Origin of the sequence: Methanimicrococcus stummii, from assembly GCF_032594435.1 — an archaeon.
GTDB classification, from domain to species: domain Archaea; phylum Halobacteriota; class Methanosarcinia; order Methanosarcinales; family Methanosarcinaceae; genus Methanimicrococcus; species Methanimicrococcus stummii.
In genome coordinates, this window is sequence record NZ_CP131062.1 from 1,635,550 (window position 1) to 1,657,402 (window position 21,853).

30 protein-coding genes and 1 tRNA gene are annotated in these 21,853 nt (G+C 43.0%); 8 read left to right on the plus strand and 23 right to left on the minus strand.

From position 1 onward, the window contains the following. Positions 1-461 precede the first annotated feature (461 nt). On the plus strand, positions 462-1,382 hold the full coding sequence (locus MmiEs2_RS07560; RefSeq protein ID WP_316559259.1) for a DUF4198 domain-containing protein: 921 nt from the start codon (positions 462-464) through the stop codon (positions 1,380-1,382). 244 nt (positions 1,383-1,626) lie between these two features. Here MmiEs2_RS07560 and MmiEs2_RS07565 read toward each other — a convergent pair whose 3' ends face one another. After that, positions 1,627-1,854, minus strand: a complete 228-nt coding sequence (locus MmiEs2_RS07565; RefSeq protein ID WP_420891227.1) for a TRAM domain-containing RNA chaperone — start codon at positions 1,852-1,854, stop codon at positions 1,627-1,629. A 401-nt stretch (positions 1,855-2,255) separates the two neighbouring features. Here MmiEs2_RS07565 and MmiEs2_RS07570 point away from each other — a divergent pair. Continuing rightward, positions 2,256-2,329 (plus strand) — tRNA-Lys (locus MmiEs2_RS07570). A 67-nt stretch (positions 2,330-2,396) separates the two neighbouring features. Here MmiEs2_RS07570 and MmiEs2_RS07575 read toward each other — a convergent pair. From MmiEs2_RS07575 to nikR, 4 genes are read right to left on the minus strand one after another with little or no spacing between them, the layout of a single operon-like run. Then, the gene (locus tag MmiEs2_RS07575) at positions 2,397-2,723 is read right to left on the minus strand and encodes an MGMT family protein (protein WP_316559260.1); all 327 of its coding nucleotides are present in this window, start codon (positions 2,721-2,723) and stop codon (positions 2,397-2,399) included. Positions 2,724-2,763: 40 nt separating this feature from the next. Further along, positions 2,764-3,165 carry a fluoride efflux transporter FluC gene (locus MmiEs2_RS07580; protein WP_316559261.1) on the minus strand — a complete coding sequence of 134 codons (402 nt, stop codon included), beginning with the start codon at positions 3,163-3,165 and terminating at the stop codon, positions 2,764-2,766. Position 3,166: 1 nt separating this feature from the next. Continuing rightward, entirely contained in the window at positions 3,167-3,715 is a 549-nt protein-coding gene (locus MmiEs2_RS07585) for a fluoride efflux transporter FluC (RefSeq protein WP_316559262.1), read from the minus strand. A 53-nt stretch (positions 3,716-3,768) separates the two neighbouring features. Next, positions 3,769-4,212 carry a nickel-responsive transcriptional regulator NikR gene (gene nikR / locus MmiEs2_RS07590; protein WP_316559263.1) on the minus strand — a complete coding sequence of 148 codons (444 nt, stop codon included), beginning with the start codon at positions 4,210-4,212 and terminating at the stop codon, positions 3,769-3,771. A 262-nt stretch (positions 4,213-4,474) separates the two neighbouring features. Between nikR and bcp the strand changes: the two genes are divergently transcribed. Continuing rightward, positions 4,475-4,948 carry a thioredoxin-dependent thiol peroxidase gene (bcp, locus tag MmiEs2_RS07595; protein WP_316559264.1) on the plus strand — a complete coding sequence of 158 codons (474 nt, stop codon included), beginning with the start codon at positions 4,475-4,477 and terminating at the stop codon, positions 4,946-4,948. A 153-nt stretch (positions 4,949-5,101) separates the two neighbouring features. On the opposite strand, the gene MmiEs2_RS07600 is transcribed toward bcp, so the two are convergent. The 9 genes from MmiEs2_RS07600 to mtrE all read right to left on the minus strand — a co-directional run bounded on the left by MmiEs2_RS07600 (position 5,102) and on the right by mtrE (position 11,364). Further along, a complete protein-coding gene (locus MmiEs2_RS07600; RefSeq protein WP_316559265.1) occupies positions 5,102-6,052 on the minus strand; it encodes a hypothetical protein in 951 nt (316 codons plus the stop codon). A gap of 261 nt (positions 6,053-6,313) precedes the next feature. Continuing rightward, positions 6,314-7,264, minus strand: coding sequence for a tetrahydromethanopterin S-methyltransferase subunit H (gene mtrH / locus MmiEs2_RS07605; protein WP_316559266.1), 951 nt, complete (start codon positions 7,262-7,264; stop codon positions 6,314-6,316). Positions 7,265-7,286: 22 nt separating this feature from the next. Continuing rightward, a complete protein-coding gene (mtrG, locus tag MmiEs2_RS07610) occupies positions 7,287-7,529 on the minus strand; it encodes a tetrahydromethanopterin S-methyltransferase subunit MtrG (protein WP_316559267.1) in 243 nt (80 codons plus the stop codon). Positions 7,530-7,547: 18 nt separating this feature from the next. Continuing rightward, positions 7,548-7,760: a tetrahydromethanopterin S-methyltransferase subunit F gene (locus MmiEs2_RS07615; protein ID WP_316559268.1), complete on the minus strand. Its 213-nt coding sequence runs from the start codon at positions 7,758-7,760 to the stop codon at positions 7,548-7,550. 14 nt (positions 7,761-7,774) lie between these two features. Then, positions 7,775-8,554, minus strand: a complete 780-nt coding sequence (gene mtrA / locus MmiEs2_RS07620; RefSeq protein ID WP_316559269.1) for a tetrahydromethanopterin S-methyltransferase subunit A — start codon at positions 8,552-8,554, stop codon at positions 7,775-7,777. Next, positions 8,554-8,868, minus strand: a complete 315-nt coding sequence (gene mtrB / locus MmiEs2_RS07625) for a tetrahydromethanopterin S-methyltransferase subunit MtrB (RefSeq protein WP_316559270.1) — start codon at positions 8,866-8,868, stop codon at positions 8,554-8,556. The genes mtrA and mtrB overlap by 1 nt, the downstream gene beginning before the upstream one ends. Further along, positions 8,865-9,728 carry a tetrahydromethanopterin S-methyltransferase subunit MtrC gene (gene mtrC, locus MmiEs2_RS07630; RefSeq protein WP_316559271.1) on the minus strand — a complete coding sequence of 288 codons (864 nt, stop codon included), beginning with the start codon at positions 9,726-9,728 and terminating at the stop codon, positions 8,865-8,867. Before mtrC ends, mtrB begins: the two co-directional genes overlap by 4 nt. Then, complete coding sequence (gene mtrD, locus MmiEs2_RS07635; protein WP_316559272.1) at positions 9,725-10,453, minus strand: tetrahydromethanopterin S-methyltransferase subunit D; 729 nt, start codon at positions 10,451-10,453, stop codon at positions 9,725-9,727. The genes mtrC and mtrD overlap by 4 nt, the downstream gene beginning before the upstream one ends. Continuing rightward, complete coding sequence (mtrE, locus tag MmiEs2_RS07640; protein WP_316559273.1) at positions 10,450-11,364, minus strand: tetrahydromethanopterin S-methyltransferase subunit E; 915 nt, start codon at positions 11,362-11,364, stop codon at positions 10,450-10,452. The genes mtrD and mtrE overlap by 4 nt, the downstream gene beginning before the upstream one ends. A gap of 253 nt (positions 11,365-11,617) precedes the next feature. Between mtrE and MmiEs2_RS07645 the strand changes: the two genes are divergently transcribed. Both MmiEs2_RS07645 and MmiEs2_RS07650 read left to right on the plus strand, forming a co-directional pair. Continuing rightward, positions 11,618-12,406, plus strand: a complete 789-nt coding sequence (locus MmiEs2_RS07645; RefSeq protein ID WP_316559274.1) for a sugar phosphate isomerase/epimerase family protein — start codon at positions 11,618-11,620, stop codon at positions 12,404-12,406. Positions 12,407-12,860: 454 nt separating this feature from the next. Continuing rightward, positions 12,861-13,151 carry a signal recognition particle protein Srp19 gene (locus MmiEs2_RS07650; RefSeq protein WP_316559275.1) on the plus strand — a complete coding sequence of 97 codons (291 nt, stop codon included), beginning with the start codon at positions 12,861-12,863 and terminating at the stop codon, positions 13,149-13,151. A 235-nt stretch (positions 13,152-13,386) separates the two neighbouring features. On the opposite strand, the gene MmiEs2_RS07655 is transcribed toward MmiEs2_RS07650, so the two are convergent. Then, positions 13,387-13,923 (minus strand): RNA-binding domain-containing protein, encoded by a 537-nt coding sequence (locus tag MmiEs2_RS07655; RefSeq protein ID WP_316559276.1) that lies wholly within the window; start codon positions 13,921-13,923, stop codon positions 13,387-13,389. Between the two features lie 9 nt (positions 13,924-13,932). Further along, positions 13,933-14,505: a nucleoside monophosphate kinase gene (locus MmiEs2_RS07660; RefSeq protein WP_316559277.1), complete on the minus strand. Its 573-nt coding sequence runs from the start codon at positions 14,503-14,505 to the stop codon at positions 13,933-13,935. A 187-nt stretch (positions 14,506-14,692) separates the two neighbouring features. On the opposite strand from MmiEs2_RS07660, the gene MmiEs2_RS07665 reads away from it, so the two are divergent. Further along, positions 14,693-15,748, plus strand: a complete 1,056-nt coding sequence (locus tag MmiEs2_RS07665) for a tRNA dihydrouridine synthase (RefSeq protein ID WP_316559278.1) — start codon at positions 14,693-14,695, stop codon at positions 15,746-15,748. 111 nt (positions 15,749-15,859) lie between these two features. Beyond that, positions 15,860-16,384, plus strand: coding sequence for a ribosomal protein S18-alanine N-acetyltransferase (rimI, locus tag MmiEs2_RS07670; RefSeq protein ID WP_316559279.1), 525 nt, complete (start codon positions 15,860-15,862; stop codon positions 16,382-16,384). Here rimI and MmiEs2_RS07675 read toward each other — a convergent pair. Next, positions 16,315-16,896, minus strand: a complete 582-nt coding sequence (locus MmiEs2_RS07675; RefSeq protein ID WP_316559280.1) for a hypothetical protein — start codon at positions 16,894-16,896, stop codon at positions 16,315-16,317. The genes rimI and MmiEs2_RS07675 overlap by 70 nt on opposite strands. A 138-nt stretch (positions 16,897-17,034) precedes the next feature. On the opposite strand from MmiEs2_RS07675, the gene MmiEs2_RS07680 reads away from it, so the two are divergent. Continuing rightward, entirely contained in the window at positions 17,035-17,595 is a 561-nt protein-coding gene (locus MmiEs2_RS07680; protein WP_316559281.1) for a hypothetical protein, read from the plus strand. Here the strand turns inward: MmiEs2_RS07680 and MmiEs2_RS07685 are convergent. From MmiEs2_RS07685 to MmiEs2_RS07710, 6 genes are all read right to left on the minus strand, one after another. Continuing rightward, positions 17,576-17,866, minus strand: a complete 291-nt coding sequence (locus MmiEs2_RS07685) for a hypothetical protein (RefSeq protein ID WP_316559282.1) — start codon at positions 17,864-17,866, stop codon at positions 17,576-17,578. The two genes, MmiEs2_RS07680 and MmiEs2_RS07685, sit on opposite strands and share 20 nt — an antisense overlap. 112 nt (positions 17,867-17,978) lie before the next feature. Beyond that, entirely contained in the window at positions 17,979-18,503 is a 525-nt protein-coding gene (locus MmiEs2_RS07690) for a Panacea domain-containing protein (RefSeq protein ID WP_316559283.1), read from the minus strand. Between the two features lie 227 nt (positions 18,504-18,730). Further along, on the minus strand, positions 18,731-19,624 hold the full coding sequence (locus MmiEs2_RS07695) for a thiamine pyrophosphate-dependent enzyme (RefSeq protein WP_316559284.1): 894 nt from the start codon (positions 19,622-19,624) through the stop codon (positions 18,731-18,733). Then, on the minus strand, positions 19,621-20,835 hold the full coding sequence (porA, locus tag MmiEs2_RS07700; protein ID WP_316559285.1) for a pyruvate synthase subunit PorA: 1,215 nt from the start codon (positions 20,833-20,835) through the stop codon (positions 19,621-19,623). Before porA ends, MmiEs2_RS07695 begins: the two co-directional genes overlap by 4 nt. Continuing rightward, positions 20,835-21,116 carry a 4Fe-4S binding protein gene (locus MmiEs2_RS07705; protein WP_316559286.1) on the minus strand — a complete coding sequence of 94 codons (282 nt, stop codon included), beginning with the start codon at positions 21,114-21,116 and terminating at the stop codon, positions 20,835-20,837. Before MmiEs2_RS07705 ends, porA begins: the two co-directional genes overlap by 1 nt. Next, complete coding sequence (locus MmiEs2_RS07710) at positions 21,113-21,667, minus strand: pyruvate ferredoxin oxidoreductase subunit gamma (RefSeq protein WP_316559287.1); 555 nt, start codon at positions 21,665-21,667, stop codon at positions 21,113-21,115. The genes MmiEs2_RS07705 and MmiEs2_RS07710 overlap by 4 nt, the downstream gene beginning before the upstream one ends. Between the last annotated feature and the right edge of the window lie 186 nt (positions 21,668-21,853).

Consider the following 21,853-nt stretch of genomic DNA (forward strand, 5'->3'; position numbering starts at 1 on the left):
TGATATTTTCGATTTAATGAATTTCATTTTCATTCTAATTTCACAATTTCATAAAATTCATTTTAAAAAAAAGGAAATGTTATTATAGAAGTTGTTACTTTTTTGAAATATCGTAACACAAAAACATCCTTTTTGTTGACACGATTTTTTCATTAAACCTCCTTCAATCATATCCTCTAAACCCTCTATGCACGTTGAAAAACATTTTGTTTTTCCGTGCTTTTCTTTTTTTCTTCATTTTTTGATATTTTAAATTTTATTAACAATTTCGAATGATTAATTTTAAATATGTTAAATTTGTCTTTACTTTTTAATACGTTTTTTGAAAAACGTGTTATTTCATCTTATACTTTGATAAAATCATTTGATTTGGATCTATTTCCGGTGTTCTTGTTGATTTTCGGAAATTTATTGAAAAATTATTGAACAAAATAATTGGAGAAACGATAATGTTTAAAAAAATGACAATGATTGGTTTAGCCGCTCTTTTGGTTTTGTTGTTTGCTGCCGCTCCGGCAACAGCGCACAATGCCGCTTTAATTGTCGGCGACAACATCGTCGATGCGATGGATGCTGATTACAACGATTATCTCATTAAACAGGGCACAACCCTTCCGATTCTTTTAATTCACGGCCACGGCTTCGAATACGATTTCGGAAGTATTTCAACACCTGTCAACGTGACAATCATCACGCCTGACGGAACCAAGCAAGCCGTTACCACAAAAACCGTCAGTGAATCCGTTGACAAAATTTTGAGCGGCGACAAAGAAACAATTGAATATCAAAAATTCAATTACAATTTCACACAAAACGGAACCTACTTCCTTTACGCAACGCTCCCCGGAGAAACAACGGAAGTTGCGAAATTGGCGATTTTCGTCGGCGAAAGCACCTGGGATGACTGGAACAAACAACTTGGCCTTCCCCTTGAATTCACAATGTTTACACGCATGAGCGGTCTTGCCGAAGGCGAAACCGTTTTCGGAAAACTCGTTTATGCAAACGGAACCGGCGTAGAGAACGTTAAATATTACGTCGAACCCGTCAAAACAGCTTCAGAAGCATTGGCACTTCACGACATGCTTGTTTCCGATTACGTAACCGGCGAAAGCATTTACTTAATCTATTCAAAACGCGCCATGACTGACGAATCCGGAAACTTTGTCTCCGCCATTCCCGAACAAGGCGTTTGGTCATTTGTCGCCTCCGCAGAAGTCGACGGCGTGCCGTACAAAGCCACTTACACCTTCCCGGTTTTGCCGCAGTTCTACGGCTCTGAGGCATCCGCAGCAGAAAATGAAACACCCGGCTTCGGCGTGCTTTTCGCGGTTTTAGCCATCATCGGCGTCGGTGCCTTTATGTTTATGCGCAGAAAGTAATTTTGCATGCAAAAACCAAAAACGATCCCTTTTGAAAACGGCTCAGGATTCTCTTGAGCCGAACCCCTTTTTATTTATTTAAATCATTTTTTAAAAAATCATTTTTTAATCTTTTGATTTTAGATTTGTTGCTGTTTTTTAAAGCATGTCAGCTTTCAGAATTGAAATAAAAAAAGAGTGTGTTTGAATAAATCAAACCACAAAAAGCTTCGGTTGAAGCGTTTTAAATATTGAATTAAAAGAATTATTCGACAACAGTTGCGAATGCGTATTTGGGAAGAACTCTTGTAACTTTAACTGTCACTTCTTCGCCTGCGACTGTGTCGGGGACAAAGATGACGTAACCTTCGACGCGGGCAATGCCGTCGCCTTTCTGAGCAACATCTTCGATTTTAACATCGTATGTCTTGCCTTCGGAGACCGGTGCGGTGACATTTTCGTTGCTGTTTTTAAACATTGAATTTTTAAACATTTTAATTACCTTTAATTTTTTTTTGCCGGCACTTTTGCAAAGTGTCAACTTTTGGAATAAAACTAATTTAAAAGAGACCAAACCGTTAACCGTCATGCAAAGCAAAAGAGTAAGTCAGAATCCTAATAAATTAATTCTTTAAAAGAAGAGAAGCATGCTATAAATACGTTCCTAAAAATCAAAATGAAAACAAAAAGGGCTGAGAGGCGTTTTATAAAATATGTTTGATTGAAAAGGTTTGTTTTTCATAAATCTTTATTTCCCCCTCGACAAATCCTTAAATTCAAAGCCGGAAACGGCTTTTGCGAAATGTTTATATAAGGTCAAACGGATTTAGAGTATTCATTTCTGAAGCAAGCTTTCATGAAGACGGCGGCTCTTGAAATGACATATTCAAGCGTGGGCCCGTGGCTTAGTCAGGCAGAGCGGCGGACTCTTAATCCGTAGGTCGGGGGTTCAAATCCCTTCGGGCCCGCTTCAATTTCTTTTTGATTCTTTTCTAAACAGCGGAAGCTTTTTAAAACAATTTTCAACCGAGTTTATTAAAAATTATTTCCCCACAAATGCTTTCTCATTTGAATATTTCCGGCGGCCGTAAACGTCACACCTTCTTTTTCAAGCGCTTTTCTTTGCAGCTCCTGACTGCCGAACACATATTCCGGCGACAGCTTTCCGAGGCTGTTGACAACGCGGTGCGCGGGAAGTCCGGACGGCGCCGTTTTCATGGCGTAGCCGACTTGCCGGGCAGTAAGACCGCCGATCATCATGGCGATTTGACCGTAAGTTGCAACTTTTCCGGGCGGAATGTTTGCAACAATCAAGTAAACTTCTTGATATTTTTCTTGAAAATCTTTTTTCTTTTCAGCCATTTTCTCACTTTTAATTGTCGTCGGGTTTTTTGTTATTGTTTCAGGAATAAACCAGCAGAAGCGCCGTGAAAACCGCGGCGGTGCAAAATATAATATTTAAGAAAATGTTCGCCGTGAGCGGAAGATATTTTTTCTGTTCCAAATAAATCAAATTATTGTAAGAAAACGTTGAAAATGTTGTGAGTGACCCGAAAACGCCGGTATTGAAAAAGAATGTCATTCGCTCAATGTGTTCAAACGCAGTGTCCCAGGTGCTGCTTTCTTTTGCGATATAAAACGTTGAAAACGCTAAAAGAAATGTTCCGATCGTGTTTGCAATTAAAACACCGGCCGGGAATTTCGTATATTTTTCGGCGGTTCCGAGTAAAACATATCGAAGAAACGCACCGCAGGCGCCGCCGATTCCGGCGAAAAGAAGACAAACAAGCATTTCGGCAGACATTTCAGTTCATCTCCGGCCGGCTGTTTTTTTGTTTCTGTTTTTGTTTTCTTTGAGTTAATCTTTCCGCGAAATATTTTCCGATTGCGGCAGCGATGATTCCGAGGGCGGTGATTGCGATTGTGTAAATTAAAAATTGAACGGCGAATTGTCCCGTTAAAACGGCGGCGATCTCAACGGAGTCCGTTTCGGCTGAAAGAATTGATGAAAACGGGCCGAATATGAAATATGAAAAAGTGGTGAAGCCGCCCAAAAAACCCGTGCCGATGAATTGTTTTTTGTTCAAAAGGCCGGCGCCGTTTTTATTTTCTTTTTCATCACGAATCGGCGGCAGAAACATGAAAAAACCGATGAAAAAACTGCCGAGGAGATTGACAATAATATCCGCGCCGGCAGTTTGAATTATTAAAAAAACAGCGGCTCGGGAAATGCTTCCGAAAAAGCCGCCGAGCATAACGGAAAAAACGGCGGAGCGCGTCATAAAATCAAACAAAGACGGTTTTGTTTTTTGAAAACCGCTTTGCTCAATCGATGGTTGACGGCTTTCTGCCATTCTTTTCCTTCCAATTTTAGTTTAAATTAATTTTAAGTTTTTTAATTCATTTTTTAGAGTTTTTCGGTTGACGGAACGGTTGTTAATTTCGAGAACTTAACGCCGTTGAGTGAAATGATTTTCTCGGCAAGCGATTTGATGTCGCGTCCGTCGCCATCTAAAACGATGACTTCCAAACAGTTGTCATGGTCCAAATGAATGTGAATGGACGTTTTGATAATGTCGGAGTGTTCATGTTGAATTTCCGCCATCATGTTAGAGAGACCGCGTTTGGTGTGATCGTACACAAGCGAAATTGTTCCGATGCGTCGTCCTTTGATGTCGTTCATCCATTCGTAATGATTGATGTAGCTGCGGATGGCATCGCGAATGCCCTCGGATCTGGAAGAATATCCTCTTTCTTCAATGATATTGTCAAATTTCGTCAAAAGATTATCGGGAAGCGAAACACCGATTCTCATTAATTCTTTTTCAGAGATTTTTTTGTCGTCAATCATAATATTTTCCGCCATATTTGTTAATACAAGTTGTGTCAATTGTTTAATAATTATAAATTGATTAAAAATAATTTCAAATTCTGAAAATATGATATTTTCAGTTTTACAATAATTTGCATGTATCCGTTTCAAAAAATGATCGGATTTAAATCATATAACAAAATCATATTTCTGTTGAACATATTTAACACTATTTATTTGATGAACTCAATTATCTTATCGCATTGGTAAGATTTTTAACATATTTCAAGGAGTCGATAAAATGCCGTCCTCATCTCTTCAGCCCGGTGACAAAGCGCCGGATTTTTGCCTGCCGAATCAGGAGTCTGAAAACGTTTGTTTGAAAGATTTCAAAGACAAATGGATTGTTCTTTATTTCTATCCCAAAGACAATACCGGCGGCTGCAAACAGGAAGCCGTTGATTTTACGGCGCTCAAATCGGAATTTGAAAAAGCCGGCGCCGTCATTTTAGGCGTCAGCAAAGACAGCGTTTCATCTCATCAAAAATTTATTGAAAAAGCCGGTCTTTCGATTACGCTTTTGGCAGATCCCGACCTGACCGCAATCAAAGCGTTTGACGTTTGGCAGCTTAAAAAATTCATGGGCAAAGAAAACATGGGAACCGTCCGAACAACATTTTTAATCAAACCCGACGGCGAAATCGCGGAAGTTTGGAATAATGTTCGCGTGAAAGGACACGCTGAAGCCGTTTTGGAAAAATTGAAATCAATCTAAACATCAGTTTGAAAAATTGAAACTGAAAATCGCTAAAAACCGAAAAATTGTTAAAAACAGGTAATTGCATTTCAAAAATAAAAAAAGAAAATAATTCAAAAATAAAAAATTCACAGCTCCTCGAGCCGTGAATTTATGTTTTAATTTATTGATTTATTTGCGGTGAAGAACACGATAAGCCGCGTATGCCGTCAAAGCTGCGACAGCGCCGTAAGCAATGTATTTTTCATCTTGGGACAATTTTTTGCTTTTGGATTTTTTCTTGCCCTTTTTGCTTTCGCCTTTGCCTTTTTTACCGCTTTTCTTTTCCTTTTTGCCGGCTTTGTAAGCTTTAAGCAATTCAGCGTAATACGCTTCCTTTTCCTTCAAAATTTTCTTGCCGTTGCTGATTTTTTCGCCGAGAATCTCATTGATTTCATCCAAATCGATGTCAATATCAATTTCTTCCCACTCGTCTTCGGCATTCACGGGAATTGAGCGCGCCGTGTTTGATTTAGTTGTTCCGGATTTGGGAGCCGCGGATTTTGAGCCTGTTTGCTTGGACGCGGATTTTGCAGTTTTCGGTTTTGAAGCGGAAGCTGTTTTAGAAGCTGTTGTTTTAGATGCCGCTGCTGTTTTGGGTGCTGCAGTTTTAGATGCAGCAGTTGTTTTAGGAACAGCTGTTTTAGGTGCCGTTGCTGTTTTAGACGCCGCGGGTTTGGAAGCTGCTGTTGATTTGGCAGCAGTCGTTCTGCTTGCAGTTGTTTTGGGTGCAGCTGTTGTTTTGGCTGCCGCCGGTTTGGAAGCTGCTGTTGTTCTGCCTGCTGCTGCTTTTGGTGCTGCTCTGCCGGCTGCCGGTTTGGCTGCCGCCGGCTTTTTTGCTGCGGGTGCCCTTTTTGCTGTTGCTGCGGCCGGTTTTTTGGCGGCGGCGGGTTTTGTTGCTGTTGTTTTTGCGGCCGTTCCTGTTGCGGACTTTGCTGCTGCTGTCGTTGTTTTTGGAGCTGTTTCAGTCTTCATTTCAGACGGAATAACAGGTTTCGCTGTTGAATTTGACATGTTTCGGACAGAATCGTTTTTTGTTTCCGTGCTGCCCGATGCTGTTGTCTCTGAGGGTGTGTCAGCCATAAACTTTACCTTCTTATTATTTTTCAGGTTATTTTTTATTTATTTTTATTTCAAAATTTAAAAATTTTATAACCTTACCTTTTAATATTTGCGATTATTTATATAAGCCTTCGTAATGTCTTTAAAAATCGAAATTGTTTTTCAAAAAAGAAAGAAACCAAAACTAAATTTTAAAAAATAAGTCAAAAAAATAAATCAAAAAAACAAAAATAAATCGTTTTTCCGTTTTTGTTTTTTCATTTATGTTTTAATTTTTCAAACTCAAATCAATTTTCCGATCGGTAAATTTTCTTCATCGGAAAGCTCAATGCCCAATTCTTTGGCATTTTCTTCAAGCATAATGTCGACCATCGCAGCGGAGGACGCGACGTATTTCGCGTTTTCGATCGGACCGTAAAGCAGGAAGTTTGCACCCATCGCCTGCGCGACTAAGTTCGTTCCGATGTCGGCCGGCAAATAATATTCCTTCGGGTTTTCCTGCGTTTTCTTAAATTCGCGCATCCAATCCCAAGCGGAAGCCGTGTTGTGGAAACCGCCGCCGACGGGGTAGCCGAGGTGTCCTTTGATCGCCGTGATGCCGCGCATGGACGCGCCCGCGCCTGAGCCGAGCGGAACGGCCGCGACATCAATCAACGGTTTTTCGATTCCGCACAACTTTGAAATTTCCAAAAGACCGCCGGACAAACCCGTTCCGCCTTTTTCCAAAATTTCAATTTTTCCGAGAACCGTCGGATTGATTGCGTTAAACGCCAAAACAATTGACGCGTTGATTTTGCTTTCCGTCAGCGCCTTGATCTCGTTTTCTTCAATGCTGGCATTAATCGAATTGTAAATCGCGCGGTCGGAAACACCGATTTCTGTCGCGTAAAGCGCGGCTGCCGCACGCACTTCACTGTCTGAAGAATCCATTAAAAACGGCGTTTTGTCGTCAATGTCAACGAACCAGTCGATGTAACTTTTAATCGCTTCAGGCGTTTCGCCGACAAGCTGGTTCGCGCAGGCGACACCTGTTTTATCGCAAATGTCTAACTGATCGTTCCATAATTTTTCGGCGGCGGCTTTATCAAAAATTCCTTTGTCCGCATCCGTTACGATTTTGTGGCGGTTGTAAAACATTGTTCCGATAATGACCGTCGGAACTTCGCCCGGCTGGCCGCCGAAACGAACGCCGCCGATGTCATAAATTTCCTGCTTCTTTTCAAATTTAAACATAAAATTAAACTCCTGTTTCCGATTACAAAGTGAATGAGAAATAATTTGTCAGCATATAAAATAACATTACCAATACGAGCGCCGCCATGACGCCGTACAGAATGCCGACGTCCCTGCCGAATTTGCGTCCCGTTCGCTGAGCCGCTTCCGCGCGGACAAATTCAACTTTTTCATCCAAACGGTCTAAACGCTGTGCGATTTCTTCATATTCCAAAACCGTTTCATCTTCATTGTTTTGGAACTCAATTTTCATTTCTTCCTGCATTGGAAATCCTCGCTTTTTTTAAATTATTCCGGTCAGACGCCAAAAAATCAACGGGATGATTAAAACAAAAACAACCGCTGTTAAAAATCCGGCCAAAAACCCGATGCGCCGCGTTGTTATAATTCCCGAATCCAATTTTTGAGAGCGTGAAATCAATTGGGAACGATAGCTGATGCTTTCAACCAAATCATCCAAACGTGCCATTCGAGTTTGAATTTCTTTTCGTCCCATTCTCATGCTCCTTTTTATCCTAAAGCAACAATCAATCCGATGATTGCCGCAAGTAAAATCATTAATACGAATCCGATGACGAATCCTTCAACTTTTCCGGCTTGGAATCCTGCCTGGAATTTGTGGTAATCGCCAATGCCGGCAATTTTTTGATCCAAAGATTTGAGACGCGTAATCATCGTCAATGATGAAATTTCTTCAACGGACGCGCCGCCCGAACTCTGACTTGATTCAAAAACTTCGTCGTCAAAGTCGTCGCTTTCGGAATCATTTGTCTTTTCCTTAACATCCTGAACCATCGGCGCGCCTGAAAATGCACCGGGATCGTTGGCGATGCATTCTTTAATTTTCGCCGAAATTTCGCCGATGTCTTCGACATTAATCATGTCGATGCATTCGATTTGTTCCATGAAACGCTTAACAGCGTCTTCCGACAAATTTTCGATATACGGAATCGCGCCTTTCGCGCCGACAATTCTGTTCTTTTCAATGCCGTTTTGGTGAAGCATTAAAATCGCTTCGCCGGTGATGTGTCCCTTCACTTCGGCGCCCGCAACGATTAAAAATCGGATGTTCGGGTTTGAAATAATGTGAGAAACCAATTTTTCAATCCCTAAATTTTCGGTTTTGCACGAGCCGGAAATCGCGGCGCCTGCTTCAATCAGCATGTCGTCGTCTAAGTGCGACCCGCAGGTGACGACCGCCACACATGCGTTTGAGCTGCCGGTTTTGTACTCGCCTTTGAGCATCGGCCATCCGGTTGCCGCAGCCGTCTTGTTTGCGTCATTCGTCATCAGATTCCTCCGTTTAAAACGCTCAGCAGCAACAAAAACGCACCTGACAGAATCAGTCCGGCAATTAATCCGTAAAAGAAGTTTGTCGCCGTTCCGGCGCCGATTGATGTTTTTTCACGGCCGCGCCAGGAGTTATGAAGCTGTTTATCGGCCGCCAGCGAATCCATCAAACCGTCAACGGCGCGTTCGGTTTCGTCTAATTTTTTAATTAAAGCGATCATGGAGCGGTTCGGAGCTACACCTTTTTCTTTGGAAATCACCGAAGTCAGCGGATCCATAACAAGTCCGGTTTCCGGCGCAATTCGTATCTTCAATTCAAATCCTCCTCGCTGGGGAGCAAGCCTGTTTCCTTAATTTCGCAGGCGTCTCTTTTAACATAAGTCCAAAATTGATAATATGAAATAAGAATGAAAATCAATGACATAAAGATTGTGACGGCGGGTCCGGCAAAATCCAAAAGCACGGCTTCCGGTCTGTAAACTGTCAAAAACGCCGCGATTCCGAGAATCAATAAGATCAAAGAAGCATCTAAAACCGCAAGCATTCGCGTTCGATCCGGCGCTTCGTCGGGTCCCAAATTCGCGTTGTACGCGTGAAACACGGCAACGGCAATTCCGATAAACCCGAGCGCGACCGTTCCGGTTAAAAGATAATCGGACAAAACGGCATGAGCCTGAATGTTTCCGGTCACGGTGACAAAAGATGCAATCATCGCAAGCGTACAGCCGGCGGTGATTTCAGCCACTCTCTTTTCCATTCCGGGAATGTTCATGGCAAGCACTTTGTTAATCAAAAAACCGCCGAAACCGCCGATTGCCAAAGCGAAAACCGAGCCGATAATCGGGCTCAATGCGCCGTTTAAGAAAACTGAAAATATTGAAATAATGCAGGCGAGCGCAATTCCGAACATTCCGACAGACGGAACACCGGTTCCGAGACCGTATTTTGAAATTTTGCGAACGGCGGCTGAAGCGGCAACGATTGCAAGAATCATTCCAATGCCTGCGAGCAGCGCGCTGAAAATTCTTTCATACAAATCATCCAATCCGGTTAACGCGGCGACTGCGATTATTATCAAGCTCATCACCAAACTAAACCAAGGTTTGTTGTCAAAAATCGAAGATTTCTCGTCTGATTTTTTATTTCCGCCGGTTTGATTGCTGCCGATACTCATGCTGCTCCTCCGAGACAAATGATGATGTATAAAGCCATCAAACCGCAAACACAGGTCATGATTCCGGAAACCAAAACGGCTTTGGGTAATTTTTTGAATTTCGGGTCGTAAAACCCTTCGATTGTTCCGCCGATGTTGTAAGATGCAATCACGGCGTTGATAAAGAAAATGGAAATGGAAAGAATAATTGAAATTGTCGTTGCGGCGAAAGGCGTGAGATATAATCCGGTTTGAAAATTCAACAAGCCGTCATAAATGAGTGAATAAATTAAAGAGCCGCCGACACCGCCGATAATTCCGCCGGCGATGCCGCTGACAAAAGCGGCTGTCGGAACGCCGTGCCCTTCCGTTCCTTTGGAAACGTAAATGTCCTGGCGGTCTTTTGTAATCGGGTCGCGAACCGCTTTTCCGGAAGCCGGCGGAATGCCGACGCCGTAAATGTAGCCGATGTTTGAGACCAGCATGACGATTGCAATCATAATGGCTGAGCCGATGCCGCCGAGAACGATGCTGAGAAGCGCGCCGCCGGAGAGCGCGTAAACGGAAACGGCAACCAAGAGGCCGGTCAAGCCTGCGCCTGCTGCCAGCTGCGTCGTTCCCGTGCCGACACCTGTTGCTTGCGCCATTGCGGCAGGTGCGCCGCCGACGGGAATTAAGTGGACGCTGACGGTAATCAAAACGCCGCCGAGTGTTATGAGAAACAGGAATATTAAAGATTCAATCATTCGAGCGCCTCCGTTTTTTCTTCTTCTTTGTAAGGTCCGAATTTACGGCGCGCGGATTTTTCAAGAGAACGATTGATGAAAACAGATATGATAATGAACAGAATTCCGGCGATTAAACCAAACCAACCGACGGCGTTTCCCCATTCCGGATTAAACAAAACCGTCAGCCAGGAAGTCATGAATAAAACGGCGGCGAATGCGATTCCCGTTGTCGGGCCGCCGAATTTTGATGAAAACCAAGAATTGTCAACGCCTGATCGGATTCCCGATTCCGCTTTTCTGACAATGTTTCCGGAATACGCGGCATTGATGCCGGATCCGAAATCCAAATTTTGATATAAACGCTCGGCGCCGTATTGAATATCGCCGACGGATGAGCCGATTGAGCCGACCGTAATTCCGAGAATCAGCGCTAAAATCGGGATTGGTATCGGAATGTCTAAATAATTTCTCATTAAAAAACAGATGATCAGAACGCAAGCGGTTGTCATAAAAGCGTAAGCAGCGATGACAGGAATATGTTCTTTAAAAACATCTAAATAAATCGGTTGTTTAAAACGGCTTTGACTTGCGATTCTGCCAAAAAACGAGGTTGCCGAAAAAATCACGTGAACAAACATTGCGGCAACGGAACCGACAACGATTAAAGTGACAACGGATAAATTTGAGTTTAAGCCGAGCGAGACAGCGACGACTGCGCCGATAACTGCGGCCAATGCGTTTGAAAGCGGCTCGCCTGAAATCGCTTTGTTGAACAAACGATGCGGATATTTCATTTGCGGTGCCAATTGAACTTGAGAATTCGGATTGCTTTGAGAGCCCACGACAGATTCCAAATCTTCGGTGTAGCCTGCAATTGCCGCGGCGGCACCGATTAACGCCAGCACGCCCATTCCGATCAGCGGATCCATCTCTCCTCACCTCCGTTGCAATAAAATTATTCGTTAATTATTGTTCAAAATTCGTTTTTATTTGTTCAAGCGTTTTTGTTTTCGCAGGTCTAATTCGAACTTCTATTTAATATAATCGCTGAATCATTTCCATGCCGCTCCGCTTATTTTTGAGTTTGGTGGCGCTTTTGGGACACGCAATTTAATATATCCTAATTTCTTTTACTTCTTCATGAAATTCGGTGTTTCTTCATTTGCCGGACCGCTTTCCGAATTGGACGGACTGGCAGATTCAATTGAGCTTTACATTCCTAAAATGGATCTTTACAAAGGCAGAGAACTCCAAACAGATCGCTTGGACGCTTTTTTCGATTCGTTTTTCTCTTACGACTTTTACTGCACGGCGCACGCGCCTTATTATCCCGATCCGGAAGGCGAGCATCCCAAAAGTTTGGCGATTGACACGGCCAAAATGACGGATTCTGATTTTCAATTAATGTACGAAGCGCTTGACATTTCTGCTCACGCCGGCGCGGACGTTTTAGTCGTTCATCCCGGCCGAATTACGGAAGGCGGCGCGTCCAAATCTTTCGGCAGAATGATTCAAAATTTGAAAACGCTTGCGGACTACGGTGAAGAAGTCGGTGTGGTCATCGGGCTTGAAAACAAAGAATATACAGATCCTTTGAATTTGTGCTGCAAAGCAGAAGAATTAGCCCGAGCGGTTGACTTGGTGGACTCCGATTACCTCGGCGCGACTTTGGACATCGGCCACGCAAATTTGACATGCGGCGGCGATCCGCAAAAGCTTGCCGATTTTGTCAAAACGATTTCACCGCTTGTCGTTCATGTTCATGTTCACGACAATCACGGCGTTGACACGGGCCGTTACGGCGGCGACGAGCATTACGCGCCCGGGCAAGGAATTATTGATTATTCGGCTCTTCGCGGTCTCGGCGATTATGATGAAATTTTCAATTTTGAAGTGTTTTCCGTTGAAGAATTCAAAGAAGGAAAAGCGTTTTTCAAAAACAAGCTTTCTGAATTTTGGAATATTTATTAATTTAATTTTTTAAATCGTCATTAATTCTATTTTTTTAATATGCGAAAAATTAACAATGTTGATTTGTTTTTCCAATTGTGCAACAGGGTGTTGCACAATTACTTTCGGAAAATTAATTACTTCATTGATGTTTTCGATAACGAACTCAATCTTTTTTAAATTAAATATATGCAAAAGTCAACTGAATTCCGAGTTGATTTTCTAATTGTGCAACAGGGTGTTGCACAATTGCTTCTGAAAAATAATTCTCTTCATTGGATACGACCGCTATGATTTTTGTCTTTTTTTAATTTAAGATTTATACAAAAGATTGCTGAATACCGATTGATTTTCTAATTGTGCAACAGTGTGTTGCACAATTTTAAGTTTTGAAATGACTTTTCAACAGAAAATAAATAAAGTCTTAATAGGAAAACGCAATTTTATGATTATCATTTAAAGGATTTGAAAAAACATGATGAAAGATGAAGGCAGGCTTGTGATTTGGCCGGCTTATTTGGATAAGGACAGAACGCGTGCAGAAGGGCGCATTATTTCAAAGAAAAGCGCGGTTTCAAAGCCGGAATTTGATGAAATTTTCAAAGCGGCTTCCAGCCTTGGATTTTCTCCGATTCCCGAAACCGACAAATCTTATCCGCGTTCCTGGTGGGAAAAAAGCGGCCGCATTATGATTAATAATACGGAAGCCAAAAATGATTCCGTTCGCAAAATCGCGGCCGAAATTAAAAAAATCAGAGGCAATTGAGTCTCTTTTTTTGTTTTACTTTTTTTAAATTCTGTTCTGCTTTTTTGTTACCGCTCGGAGTCAGGTTTGCATTGCCTGTTGGAGCTAGGTTTGCGTTGCCGGCGGCTGTTGCCGCCGCGCGCGAGCCGCGCAATTTTTCAAAAAAATAAATCAAATCAGGAATCCGTTTTTCAAAAAAATAAATCAAATGAGCGTTCCGTTTTTCAAAAACGAATCGAAAAACCAAAGTCGGTTTTTACAATTCATTAAATTTTAATTCATAAACCGGCACGCCTTCTTTGGTCGGCGGTGTCAGCCAGTCAATAATTTTTAAAAGCTCATCCGGCGTTTCCGCCTTAATTTCCAAATAAACCGAGCCGAGCGGTTCGGTGTCTGCCGGAAAACTCAGGTGTTTCATCAGCGCCGCCTGTTTATTTAGCGCAACAAAGGTTTTGCAGCCGGTTTCATCAATTCCGTCGGTGAGCGCGGTGTTTGCGGTGTCAATGATTTCTTCTTTTCGAATCAGGTAGTGAATGCTTGATAAAAGATCCAGATCTCCTACGGCAATAGCCGTTTCTTTTATGTTTTCTGCATCGGAAATGAAGGGGTTTTTATCGTCAGATGCCGTTTTGTTTTCCTCATGCGTGTGGTTTGCACCGGAAACCGATTCCGGCAGAACTTCTTCTGCTTTCGGGCGGCCGTAATTGACCATGTTGGAGACGGCGGCTTTGACTTTTTCGGAATCTTCCGTTGCGTAAACGGGTGCGGAAAACGTGATTTTTGCGTGAATCATAGTATCAATTCATTTGTTTTCTTCTTCGGCAATCATTTCTTCAAACAATTTTCGGATTTTTACGCGGTAATCATCGAGTGTTGATGTGTTTTCAATGATTCTGTCAGATGCTGCGATCGCCTCGCCCATGCCCCAGCCGATTTCGCGCGTGTCGCGCTCTTTGAGCTGTTCGATGTTGTCCATATCGTCTTCTCTTTTGCGGGAGACAATTCTGTCAAAACGCTCTTCAATCGGCGAATCAATGGCGATTGAAACGAGCATAAATCCGTCGCCGAGATGTTCTTTGAAATAATCGACTTCGGCGATTCCGCGAACGCCGTCGATGACGAAAACTTTAGACGGCGTTTCTTTCATCTTTTCGTCAATCATTGCCATACAGCGCTTTGCAATCGCGTCCATGCCTTCTTTTTCACGCAATTCGTTTGCGATTTTGCCGCCGTCGGCAGGGTCTGCGCCGCGCAGCTCGACTTCTTTTCGAATGACATCGCCCATCGTCACGACGGGGATTCCCATTTCTCTCGCAACGTTAGACGCCTCGGATTTTCCGGACGCGGGCATGCCGACAAAAGCGATAATTCTCAAATTTTATTTCTCCCGATAATTATTTTTAAAAATTGTTTCTTTTAATCTTCGATTTTTAATTTTTTTATGATTTTTGTTTTTAAATTTTAATATTTTTGGAAAATGATTTCATTCATTTTAAAATATCCCCTGATGAAAGCAAAAATAAATATCAGAACATCTTTTGAATACTCGCTGAGGCTGTTTTATGTTTTACGATTTTTCCAAAAAACCGGCTTTATTTTTGGCACCGATGGCGGATGTCACAAATCCGGCTTTCCGCCACGTCGCGCATCTTTGCGGTGCCGATTTCACGTACACGGAGATGATTCACTCAGACGGCTTCAATCACGGCGATCCGTACGCGAAAAATCGCGGATTTTCAATCGACGGCATTCCTTACGGCATTCAAATCGTCGGAAACGATTCGGAATCCATTGCAAAAGCCGCCGCAGGGTTGGAAAAGTTTTTTGCGCCGGCAGCCAAAGTCATTGATATTAATATGGGCTGCCCCTCTCCGCCGATTACTAAAACCGGCTGCGGCGCGGCTTTAATGGCGCAGGATTTCGGCTCTGAAAATCATCCGGCAAACATCGTTCGCCGCGTTTGTGAAGTCGCCGAATTACCCGTCACCGCCAAAATCCGAATTTACAAAGACGATGAAAAAACAATCCGCCTCGCGAAATCTTTAGAAGATGCCGGCGCGTCGGCAATTACAATTCACGGCCGGACGCGCGGCCAAATGTATTCCGGAAACGCGGATTGGAAAATCATCGCAGCTGTCAAAAAAGAGCTTTCCATCCCTGTTATTTTAAACGGTGATATCGTTGACGAAAAATCGCTTCAAACGGCAACGGAGTTGACAAATTGCGACGGTTACATGATCGGGCGCGCGGCAATCGGAAATCCGAACATTTTCCGAAGATTAAAATCTTATTTGAAAACGGGCGCGCCGGAAATTATTTCACTGCCGGATGAATTTGAAACTCGCGCCGCCGATTTGAATCACTATTTTTCCGGTTTGAAGCAATATGATTTGCTTCCTCACGTTAACGTCCGGGCGCATGCGCAATGGTTTACGAAAGGCTTGCCGTATTCTCGAGAAATGCGTCTGAAAATCAATGAGCTTCATAAGGAAATTAAAATTCGGCATCTGTCCGATGATGAATTGGCGGCGGAACGGGAGTCGCTTATCTTTGAAATTTCAAACGTTTTTGAAGAATATGCTGAAAAATGTCGGCGCGAGTATCATGAAGAAATGTGAAATGGAAAACAACTAAAAAACCCGAAAAAAATCAAACGATGATTCAAAACAACGATTGAATACCGTTGATTTGCCAAACATTCAAATGTAAGATTTTCTATAATTGTAATCATGACTGTTCCGCTTCCGCAGCCGTTCATTCGCCGGTATCTTCCCGACGACAAATACAGTATTCTCATGCTTGAAGCGGAAGCTTTCAACGAGCACAATCCGTATGAATACATCAATTTTTATGAAGTCTTCCATGACGGCTTTTTTGTTTGCACGATTGGAGACGATGTTGCCGGTTTTATTGTCGGCTACGCGCTTTCGGAATCCGAAGGGCACATTTTCTCACTTGCCGTCAGCAAATATCACAGAAATCAAGGCATCGCCAAGCGATTGATTGATCACATTTGCACTTATTTCCTGCTCAAAGGCCTTCAAAAAGCGTCGCTTGAAGTTCGCGTGAGCAACAAGCCGGCGATTAATTTGTACACAAAACTCGGATTTTCGACCGCGTGGGTTGAATCACAATATTATTCCGACGGCGAAGACGGTTATGTGATGATGGTGAATTTAAATTCTTATTTTTTCAAAAAAGAGGAATCGAAAATTTTCGGGAAATTAAATGAAGATAAAAAAGGCGTGAATTGATTTCCTATTTTTGTTTCGCTTTCAAGCATCTCAAACCCGTAAGGCATTTGTTTTGCCTGGAATACCAACGGCAAATTCAAAATGCCGTAAATTTCAGCGTATTTGTCCGCCGTCGTTTTCAAAAGTTCAATGTCGCCGGGTTCAAATTCTCCCGCTTTTTCTTCCAAAATTTCAATGACAACGTATCCGTCAACAATCGCGCCGATACCGATCACTAAACCGCGCTCCTGATATTCTCGCATGATGTCGTCGCCGGCAACAGCTTTTGCAGTTTGCTCAACGGCGAGTCGTCTGTCATGAGCATCTTTTCCGTTTATTTGAGGAATTTCGCCGTAAACCGCCAAAACATCATTTTGATTTTCAAGTCGGCGGAGAACAGACGGATCTGTCGGAGGGGTCGCGTTAATCGTTTCGGAACTGAGTTCCCACTCTCCGAATTCGTTTTGCCTCCAAATTCCTTCTTCTGCATAAACAGGAATAATTGTTGCCGATATGAAAATAAAAGCAAACAAAATTACTGCAAATATTTTAGTAGTCATTACTAATTAGAAGTTTTTGTTATTATAAATATATTTCCTAAAATTGAAACAAAATCAAATGTTAAAAACATTAAAATGGAAAGAAGTTAAAGACAAAAAAAGGTTTTCAAAATGAAATATTCTAACATCGCACCGCCCGAAGAATTGCAGGATTTTTACAACAAAGCACTTTTCTACGCCGCCGCCGCGCACAACGGACAATTCTACGCCGGTAATTTGCCGTACATCATGCACGTTTGCATGGTTGCCGCCGAAGTGCTCGCCGCTGACAGAGTCGAGCCGCTGTCAAACATCAAAACTGCCGTCCAAATCGCACTCCTTCATGATGTTTTAGAAGACACGCCGATTACAAAAGAAGAAATGCTTGAACATTTTGATTCAAAAGTCGTTTCCGGTGTCGATTTGCTTACAAAAAAAGACGATCAACCGCTTTTGAAATATTTAAACGAAATCCGCGCCGGCGGTTCCGATATTGCAACGATCAAAATGTGCGACAGGATTATTAATTTACAAAAACCGCCGGTGCATTGGGGCGCTGAAAAGATTGCGGAGTATTATGAAGAATCAATTTTGATTTTGGAAATTTGCGAGGGCGGGTCAAAGTATGTTTCCGAGCGGTTGAAAAGGAAGATTGAGTTGTATGAAGAGATGTTTATGAAAAATGGGAATTAAAATCATTAAACAAACGTATCTCTTCTTCTGTAAACATAATTTTTCTATCATAATCAATTTTAGAAATAATCTCTTTAAAATCGCCATCATTCAAAGTTTTACCACGATGAAGAACTTTTTTTCTCAAATCCGGGAAATAATCCGAAATATAAACACCGTCAACTTTAGCGAATGATAATTTATTAAACGGTGGCTTATGATTTTTGATTAAAACATATTTCTGATTAAAATAACATCTTGGTTTACCTTCAGCTTTTGTCACGTTAACCATGATAACCTTTTTTAAATTCTAATCGTGATCAATGATTAACATCGGCCGTTCGTTTTTAAAAATATTAATTGTGCCTTCGATATATTTCGGCGGCGCAAAAAACAATGCTTGCTTACAATGTACCATGATTTACTTCCACCGTTTTTTGATATTCGTAAACATATAGAACATTTTCAATCATTCGAAGTTCCTCTTGAAGCTCTTCTCTCGGAATTTTTGAAATCCCTGTGCAATAATATATCGTATTTTCTTTTGAATCTGATTTTATTGAATTTTTGAAATATTTTTCCCAAATCGGAGACCTGTGACTGAGTTCAATCAATTCGTCGCAATCAGAATCGCCGAAAATTTCATTCGTTAAGGTTAATGTGTCATATTCTTCCTTTGAGTATTCCGGTAACAGTTTGTTTTTCAGATCAAAATAATTGACCTTATATGATTTTCTGACATTTTCAACAACCGGGCCGTTTTCAAATGCAAAAAAATCATCGTTAAATAATGATTTTTGAAATTTGTAATAATGGATGAGCCAGGAAAAAAACAACAGTTTTTGAAGTTTCGTATTTCCTTCCCACGAGTTCGATAAATCTGATTTTTCTATGAAATATTGTCCGATTTCTAATGCAGATTTCATCATTTTTTCTTCTTTTAATTTAATCCGATTTCCTATACAGAGTGATGACTATTTATATCTAATTAAATTAAAAAAAGTCGATAGAATCTGTTTTTATTAAAATTGAAATTAAAAAAACAATCATATTTTTCAAACCGTTTCCAAAAATCGGTCCGTTTCGCGCGCGCCGGCGCGAACAAAAAAAGTAAATAAAAAAAAATCAGAAAAAAAGAAAAGAATGACAAGTAAAATTACTTGTCAAGTCCGTATTTTGCAACGTTTTTGTCGGCGAGCTGCTGAATCTTTTCGATTTCTTTGTCGCCGCCTTCCATCTTGAAAAGGTGTTTGAAACGGGATTGTGCTTTTAAGTATTCTTCGACCGGTTTTGGGTCTTTGATTTTCTTAACGGCGGTGATTTCTCCGTTTTCAATTTCGTAGAGCGGCCAAAGGCAGCAATCGACAGCCAGCTTTGCCATTTCAATCGTCTTGGACGAATCGAAACCCCAGCCGGTCGGGCAGGGCGCATGCGCGTGGATGTAGGTTGAGCCGACAGTGTCAGCCGCTTTTTTGACCTTCTTCATCATGTCGTTTGCGTAGCCGATGGACGTGGTGGCCACATACGGAGAGCCGTGGGCGACCATGATGGCCGGCATATCCTTCTTGTTGGTGTTGTTGCCGTAAGATTTGCTGCCGGCAGGACTGGTTGTCGTGGACGCGCCAAACGGTGTTCCGCTGCTGCGCTGAACGCCGGTGTTCATGTAAGCTTCGTTATCGATACAAACGTACATGATGTCGTGGTTGCGTTCAAACGCGCCGGACAAAGCACCGATGCCGATGTCCATTGTCGAGCCGTCGCCGCCCATGCCGATGATCTTGGTGTTGCCTTTGCGTCCCTGCGCAATAAGTGCCGCTTCAACGCCGGACGCGACAGCGCCGCCGTTTTCAAACAAAGAGTGAATCCACGGCACATTCCAAGCCGTTCTCGGGAACGGGGTTGTCATAACTTCCAAACATCCGGTCGGGTTGACAACGATACAGTCAGAGCCGACTGCCATCAAAACGTATTTGGCAGCCAACGCGTCACAGCAACCGGCACAGCCGTTGTGGCCGGCGGTTAACAAATTGAAAGGCTGATTGTCGCTCACAGCAATTCCTCCTTCACTTCATTGAACTGAGATTCAACGTCAATCTTTCCTGTTTCCGCAACTTTCTTCGTTGCTTCGATAATTTCTCTGATGTGCATCGGACGAATGTCACGGCCGCCGTGTCCGACCATGTAGCTGGTCATCGGAATTCTTGTCGGCGTGTTGTAAAGGCCGGCTTTGATTTCCGTAAACAGAGCGCCTTCGTTTCTGCCGATTGAAATGTCTTTTTCGACGACGACAATCGCTTTCGCGTTCTTCAAAGCATTGTTGACAGCTTCCGTCGGGAACGGTCTGAAAGAACGGATTTTCAAAACACCAATCTTCTCGCCGTTTGCGCGGTATTCGTCAACGACATCTTTAATCGTTCCGAGGAGCGAGCCGAATGAAACGACAACAACATCCGCGTCGTCTAATTCGTAGCCTTCAATCAAACCGCCGTAATATCTGCCGGTCACCTTTTTGAAGTCATCAGCCGCTTTTTCAATGACTGAAAGCGCGTTTGTCATGGCTTGTTCCTGCAAATATCTGAATTCAGTGTAAACGGACGGGTCGCCGAGCGTTCCAAAAGACATCGGGTTCTTCGGGTCCAAATAGTTGTCCGGCTCAAACGGCGGCAAGTATTCGTCCGCTTCTTTCTGGTCCATTAAAACGACCGGTTCGTAAACGTGAGACAAAACAAAACCGTCCATACAAACCATGATCGGCAAAAGGACGCTTTTGTCTTCGGCAATCTTGAATGCCTGAAGCACCATGTCGGCCGCTTCTTGCGTGTCTTCGGCGTAGATCTGAATCCAGCCGGAATCGCGTTGCGCGATGGAATCCTGCTGGTCGTTCCAGATGTTAATCGGAGCGCCGACGGCGCGGTTGACAACCGTCATCACAATCGGAAGTCTCATGCCGGATGCGTTGAACAAAGCTTCGTGCATCAAAAAGAGACCTTGAGAAGTCGTCGCAGAATACGTTCTGGCGCCGGCGGCGGATGCGCCGATTAAAGCGGAAATTGCCGAAAATTCGGATTCCACGTTAATATATTCGCAGCCGGGAATGTCGCCGTCTGCCATAAATTGAGACAAATCTTCCACGATGTGCGTCTGCGGTGTGATCGGGTATGCTGAAATGACTTGCGGGCGCGCGACTTTTGCGGCGTGCGCGGCGGCGTAAGAGCCTTCGACAACAGTCATCTTGGATTTGTCGTTCGGGTTAACTGCCATTATTTTTCCTCCAAAGTCATTGTAATCACGTCTTTCGGGCATTCGTTTGCGCAAATGCCGCATCCTTTGCAATAATCGTAATCTGCTTTGTACAAGCATTTTCCTTTGTCATTCGCTGTCGTTTGGTCGGCGTAAATGCACATGTCGGGACATGCGACTTCGCAGATGGCGCAGCGGATGCATTTTTCGTAATCAAAGACCGGCATGAATGTTCTCCAGCCGCCGGTTTTGTTTTCCATTGCCGTTCCGGGTTCGCAGACGGCACCGATTGTGATTTTCATGCGCTCATCTCTCCTTTGACAAAGTCGTAAGCAATGCGAATGGCTTCCGCGTTCTTTTCGCCGACTTTTCCGGCAAATCTTTCCTTAACGGCTTCCTGAATGGATTCGACAGCCACTTCACCTGTGGCGGCTGCGAATGCGCCGAGCAAAATCGTGTTCACGATCGGAACGCCGATGACATCCATTGCGATTTTGGTCGCGTCGACGGTCATGATTTTGGCTTTCGTGTTCAAATTCTTGAAAGCGTCGGCGGATTCCTTGGTGTTGATGATCAAGGCGCCGGTTTCTTTGAGACCGCCGGTCACATTGACAACGTCAAGGAGTGTCGGATCTTGGACAATGACGTAGTCCGGTTCATAAATTTGACTTCTGATACGAATCGGCACATCGTCAAGGCGCATAAAAGCCTGAACGGGTGCACCGCGTCTTTCCACACCGAACGCCGGAAACGCTTGGCTGAATTTGCCGTCGGCAAAAGCGGCAATGGAAAGAAGTTCTGCGGCTGTGACGGAACCCTGTCCGCCGCGTCCGTGAATTCTGATTTCTTTCATTATAAGTAACCTCTAAAGTGATTAATCAGGCAGATTTTAGTAAATAAATGGTTTAAACGAAAAAATGTGCCGGCTGTTGGTCAGCAGATGATTCCGCGAATAATATTTGAAATGCAAAAATACAATCAATCGAGGTTTTAAGTTTACATAAAAGGAAAACAACAGTTCAAGATTCAAACGCGGTTA

Bases quoted from the DNA above. Each gene is read 5' to 3' on its own strand.
- MmiEs2_RS07560 (WP_316559259.1), top strand. From the start codon at position 462: ATGACAATGATTGGTTTAGCCGCTCTTTTGGTTTTGTTGTTTGCTGCC.
- MmiEs2_RS07565 (WP_420891227.1), bottom strand. From the start codon at position 1,854: ATGTTTAAAAATTCAATGTTTAAAAACAGCAACGAAAATGTCACCGCA.
- MmiEs2_RS07575 (WP_316559260.1), bottom strand. From the start codon at position 2,723: ATGGCTGAAAAGAAAAAAGATTTTCAAGAAAAATATCAAGAAGTTTAC.
- MmiEs2_RS07580 (WP_316559261.1), bottom strand. From the start codon at position 3,165: ATGTCTGCCGAAATGCTTGTTTGTCTTCTTTTCGCCGGAATCGGCGGC.
- MmiEs2_RS07585 (WP_316559262.1), bottom strand. From the start codon at position 3,715: ATGGCAGAAAGCCGTCAACCATCGATTGAGCAAAGCGGTTTTCAAAAA.
- nikR (WP_316559263.1), bottom strand. From the start codon at position 4,212: ATGATTGACGACAAAAAAATCTCTGAAAAAGAATTAATGAGAATCGGT.
- bcp (WP_316559264.1), top strand. From the start codon at position 4,475: ATGCCGTCCTCATCTCTTCAGCCCGGTGACAAAGCGCCGGATTTTTGC.
- MmiEs2_RS07600 (WP_316559265.1), bottom strand. From the start codon at position 6,052: ATGGCTGACACACCCTCAGAGACAACAGCATCGGGCAGCACGGAAACA.
- mtrH (WP_316559266.1), bottom strand. From the start codon at position 7,264: ATGTTTAAATTTGAAAAGAAGCAGGAAATTTATGACATCGGCGGCGTT.
- mtrG (WP_316559267.1), bottom strand. From the start codon at position 7,529: ATGCAGGAAGAAATGAAAATTGAGTTCCAAAACAATGAAGATGAAACG.
- MmiEs2_RS07615 (WP_316559268.1), bottom strand. From the start codon at position 7,760: ATGGGACGAAAAGAAATTCAAACTCGAATGGCACGTTTGGATGATTTG.
- mtrA (WP_316559269.1), bottom strand. From the start codon at position 8,554: ATGACGAATGACGCAAACAAGACGGCTGCGGCAACCGGATGGCCGATG.
- mtrC (WP_316559271.1), bottom strand. From the start codon at position 9,728: ATGAGTATCGGCAGCAATCAAACCGGCGGAAATAAAAAATCAGACGAG.
- mtrD (WP_316559272.1), bottom strand. From the start codon at position 10,453: ATGATTGAATCTTTAATATTCCTGTTTCTCATAACACTCGGCGGCGTT.
- mtrE (WP_316559273.1), bottom strand. From the start codon at position 11,364: ATGGATCCGCTGATCGGAATGGGCGTGCTGGCGTTAATCGGTGCCGCC.
- MmiEs2_RS07650 (WP_316559275.1), top strand. From the start codon at position 12,861: ATGATGAAAGATGAAGGCAGGCTTGTGATTTGGCCGGCTTATTTGGAT.
- MmiEs2_RS07655 (WP_316559276.1), bottom strand. From the start codon at position 13,923: ATGATTCACGCAAAAATCACGTTTTCCGCACCCGTTTACGCAACGGAA.
- MmiEs2_RS07665 (WP_316559278.1), top strand. From the start codon at position 14,693: ATGTTTTACGATTTTTCCAAAAAACCGGCTTTATTTTTGGCACCGATG.
- rimI (WP_316559279.1), top strand. From the start codon at position 15,860: ATGACTGTTCCGCTTCCGCAGCCGTTCATTCGCCGGTATCTTCCCGAC.
- MmiEs2_RS07680 (WP_316559281.1), top strand. From the start codon at position 17,035: ATGAAATATTCTAACATCGCACCGCCCGAAGAATTGCAGGATTTTTAC.
- MmiEs2_RS07685 (WP_316559282.1), bottom strand. From the start codon at position 17,866: ATGGTTAACGTGACAAAAGCTGAAGGTAAACCAAGATGTTATTTTAAT.
- MmiEs2_RS07690 (WP_316559283.1), bottom strand. From the start codon at position 18,503: ATGATGAAATCTGCATTAGAAATCGGACAATATTTCATAGAAAAATCA.
- porA (WP_316559285.1), bottom strand. From the start codon at position 20,835: ATGGCAGTTAACCCGAACGACAAATCCAAGATGACTGTTGTCGAAGGC.
- MmiEs2_RS07705 (WP_316559286.1), bottom strand. From the start codon at position 21,116: ATGAAAATCACAATCGGTGCCGTCTGCGAACCCGGAACGGCAATGGAA.
- MmiEs2_RS07710 (WP_316559287.1), bottom strand. From the start codon at position 21,667: ATGAAAGAAATCAGAATTCACGGACGCGGCGGACAGGGTTCCGTCACA.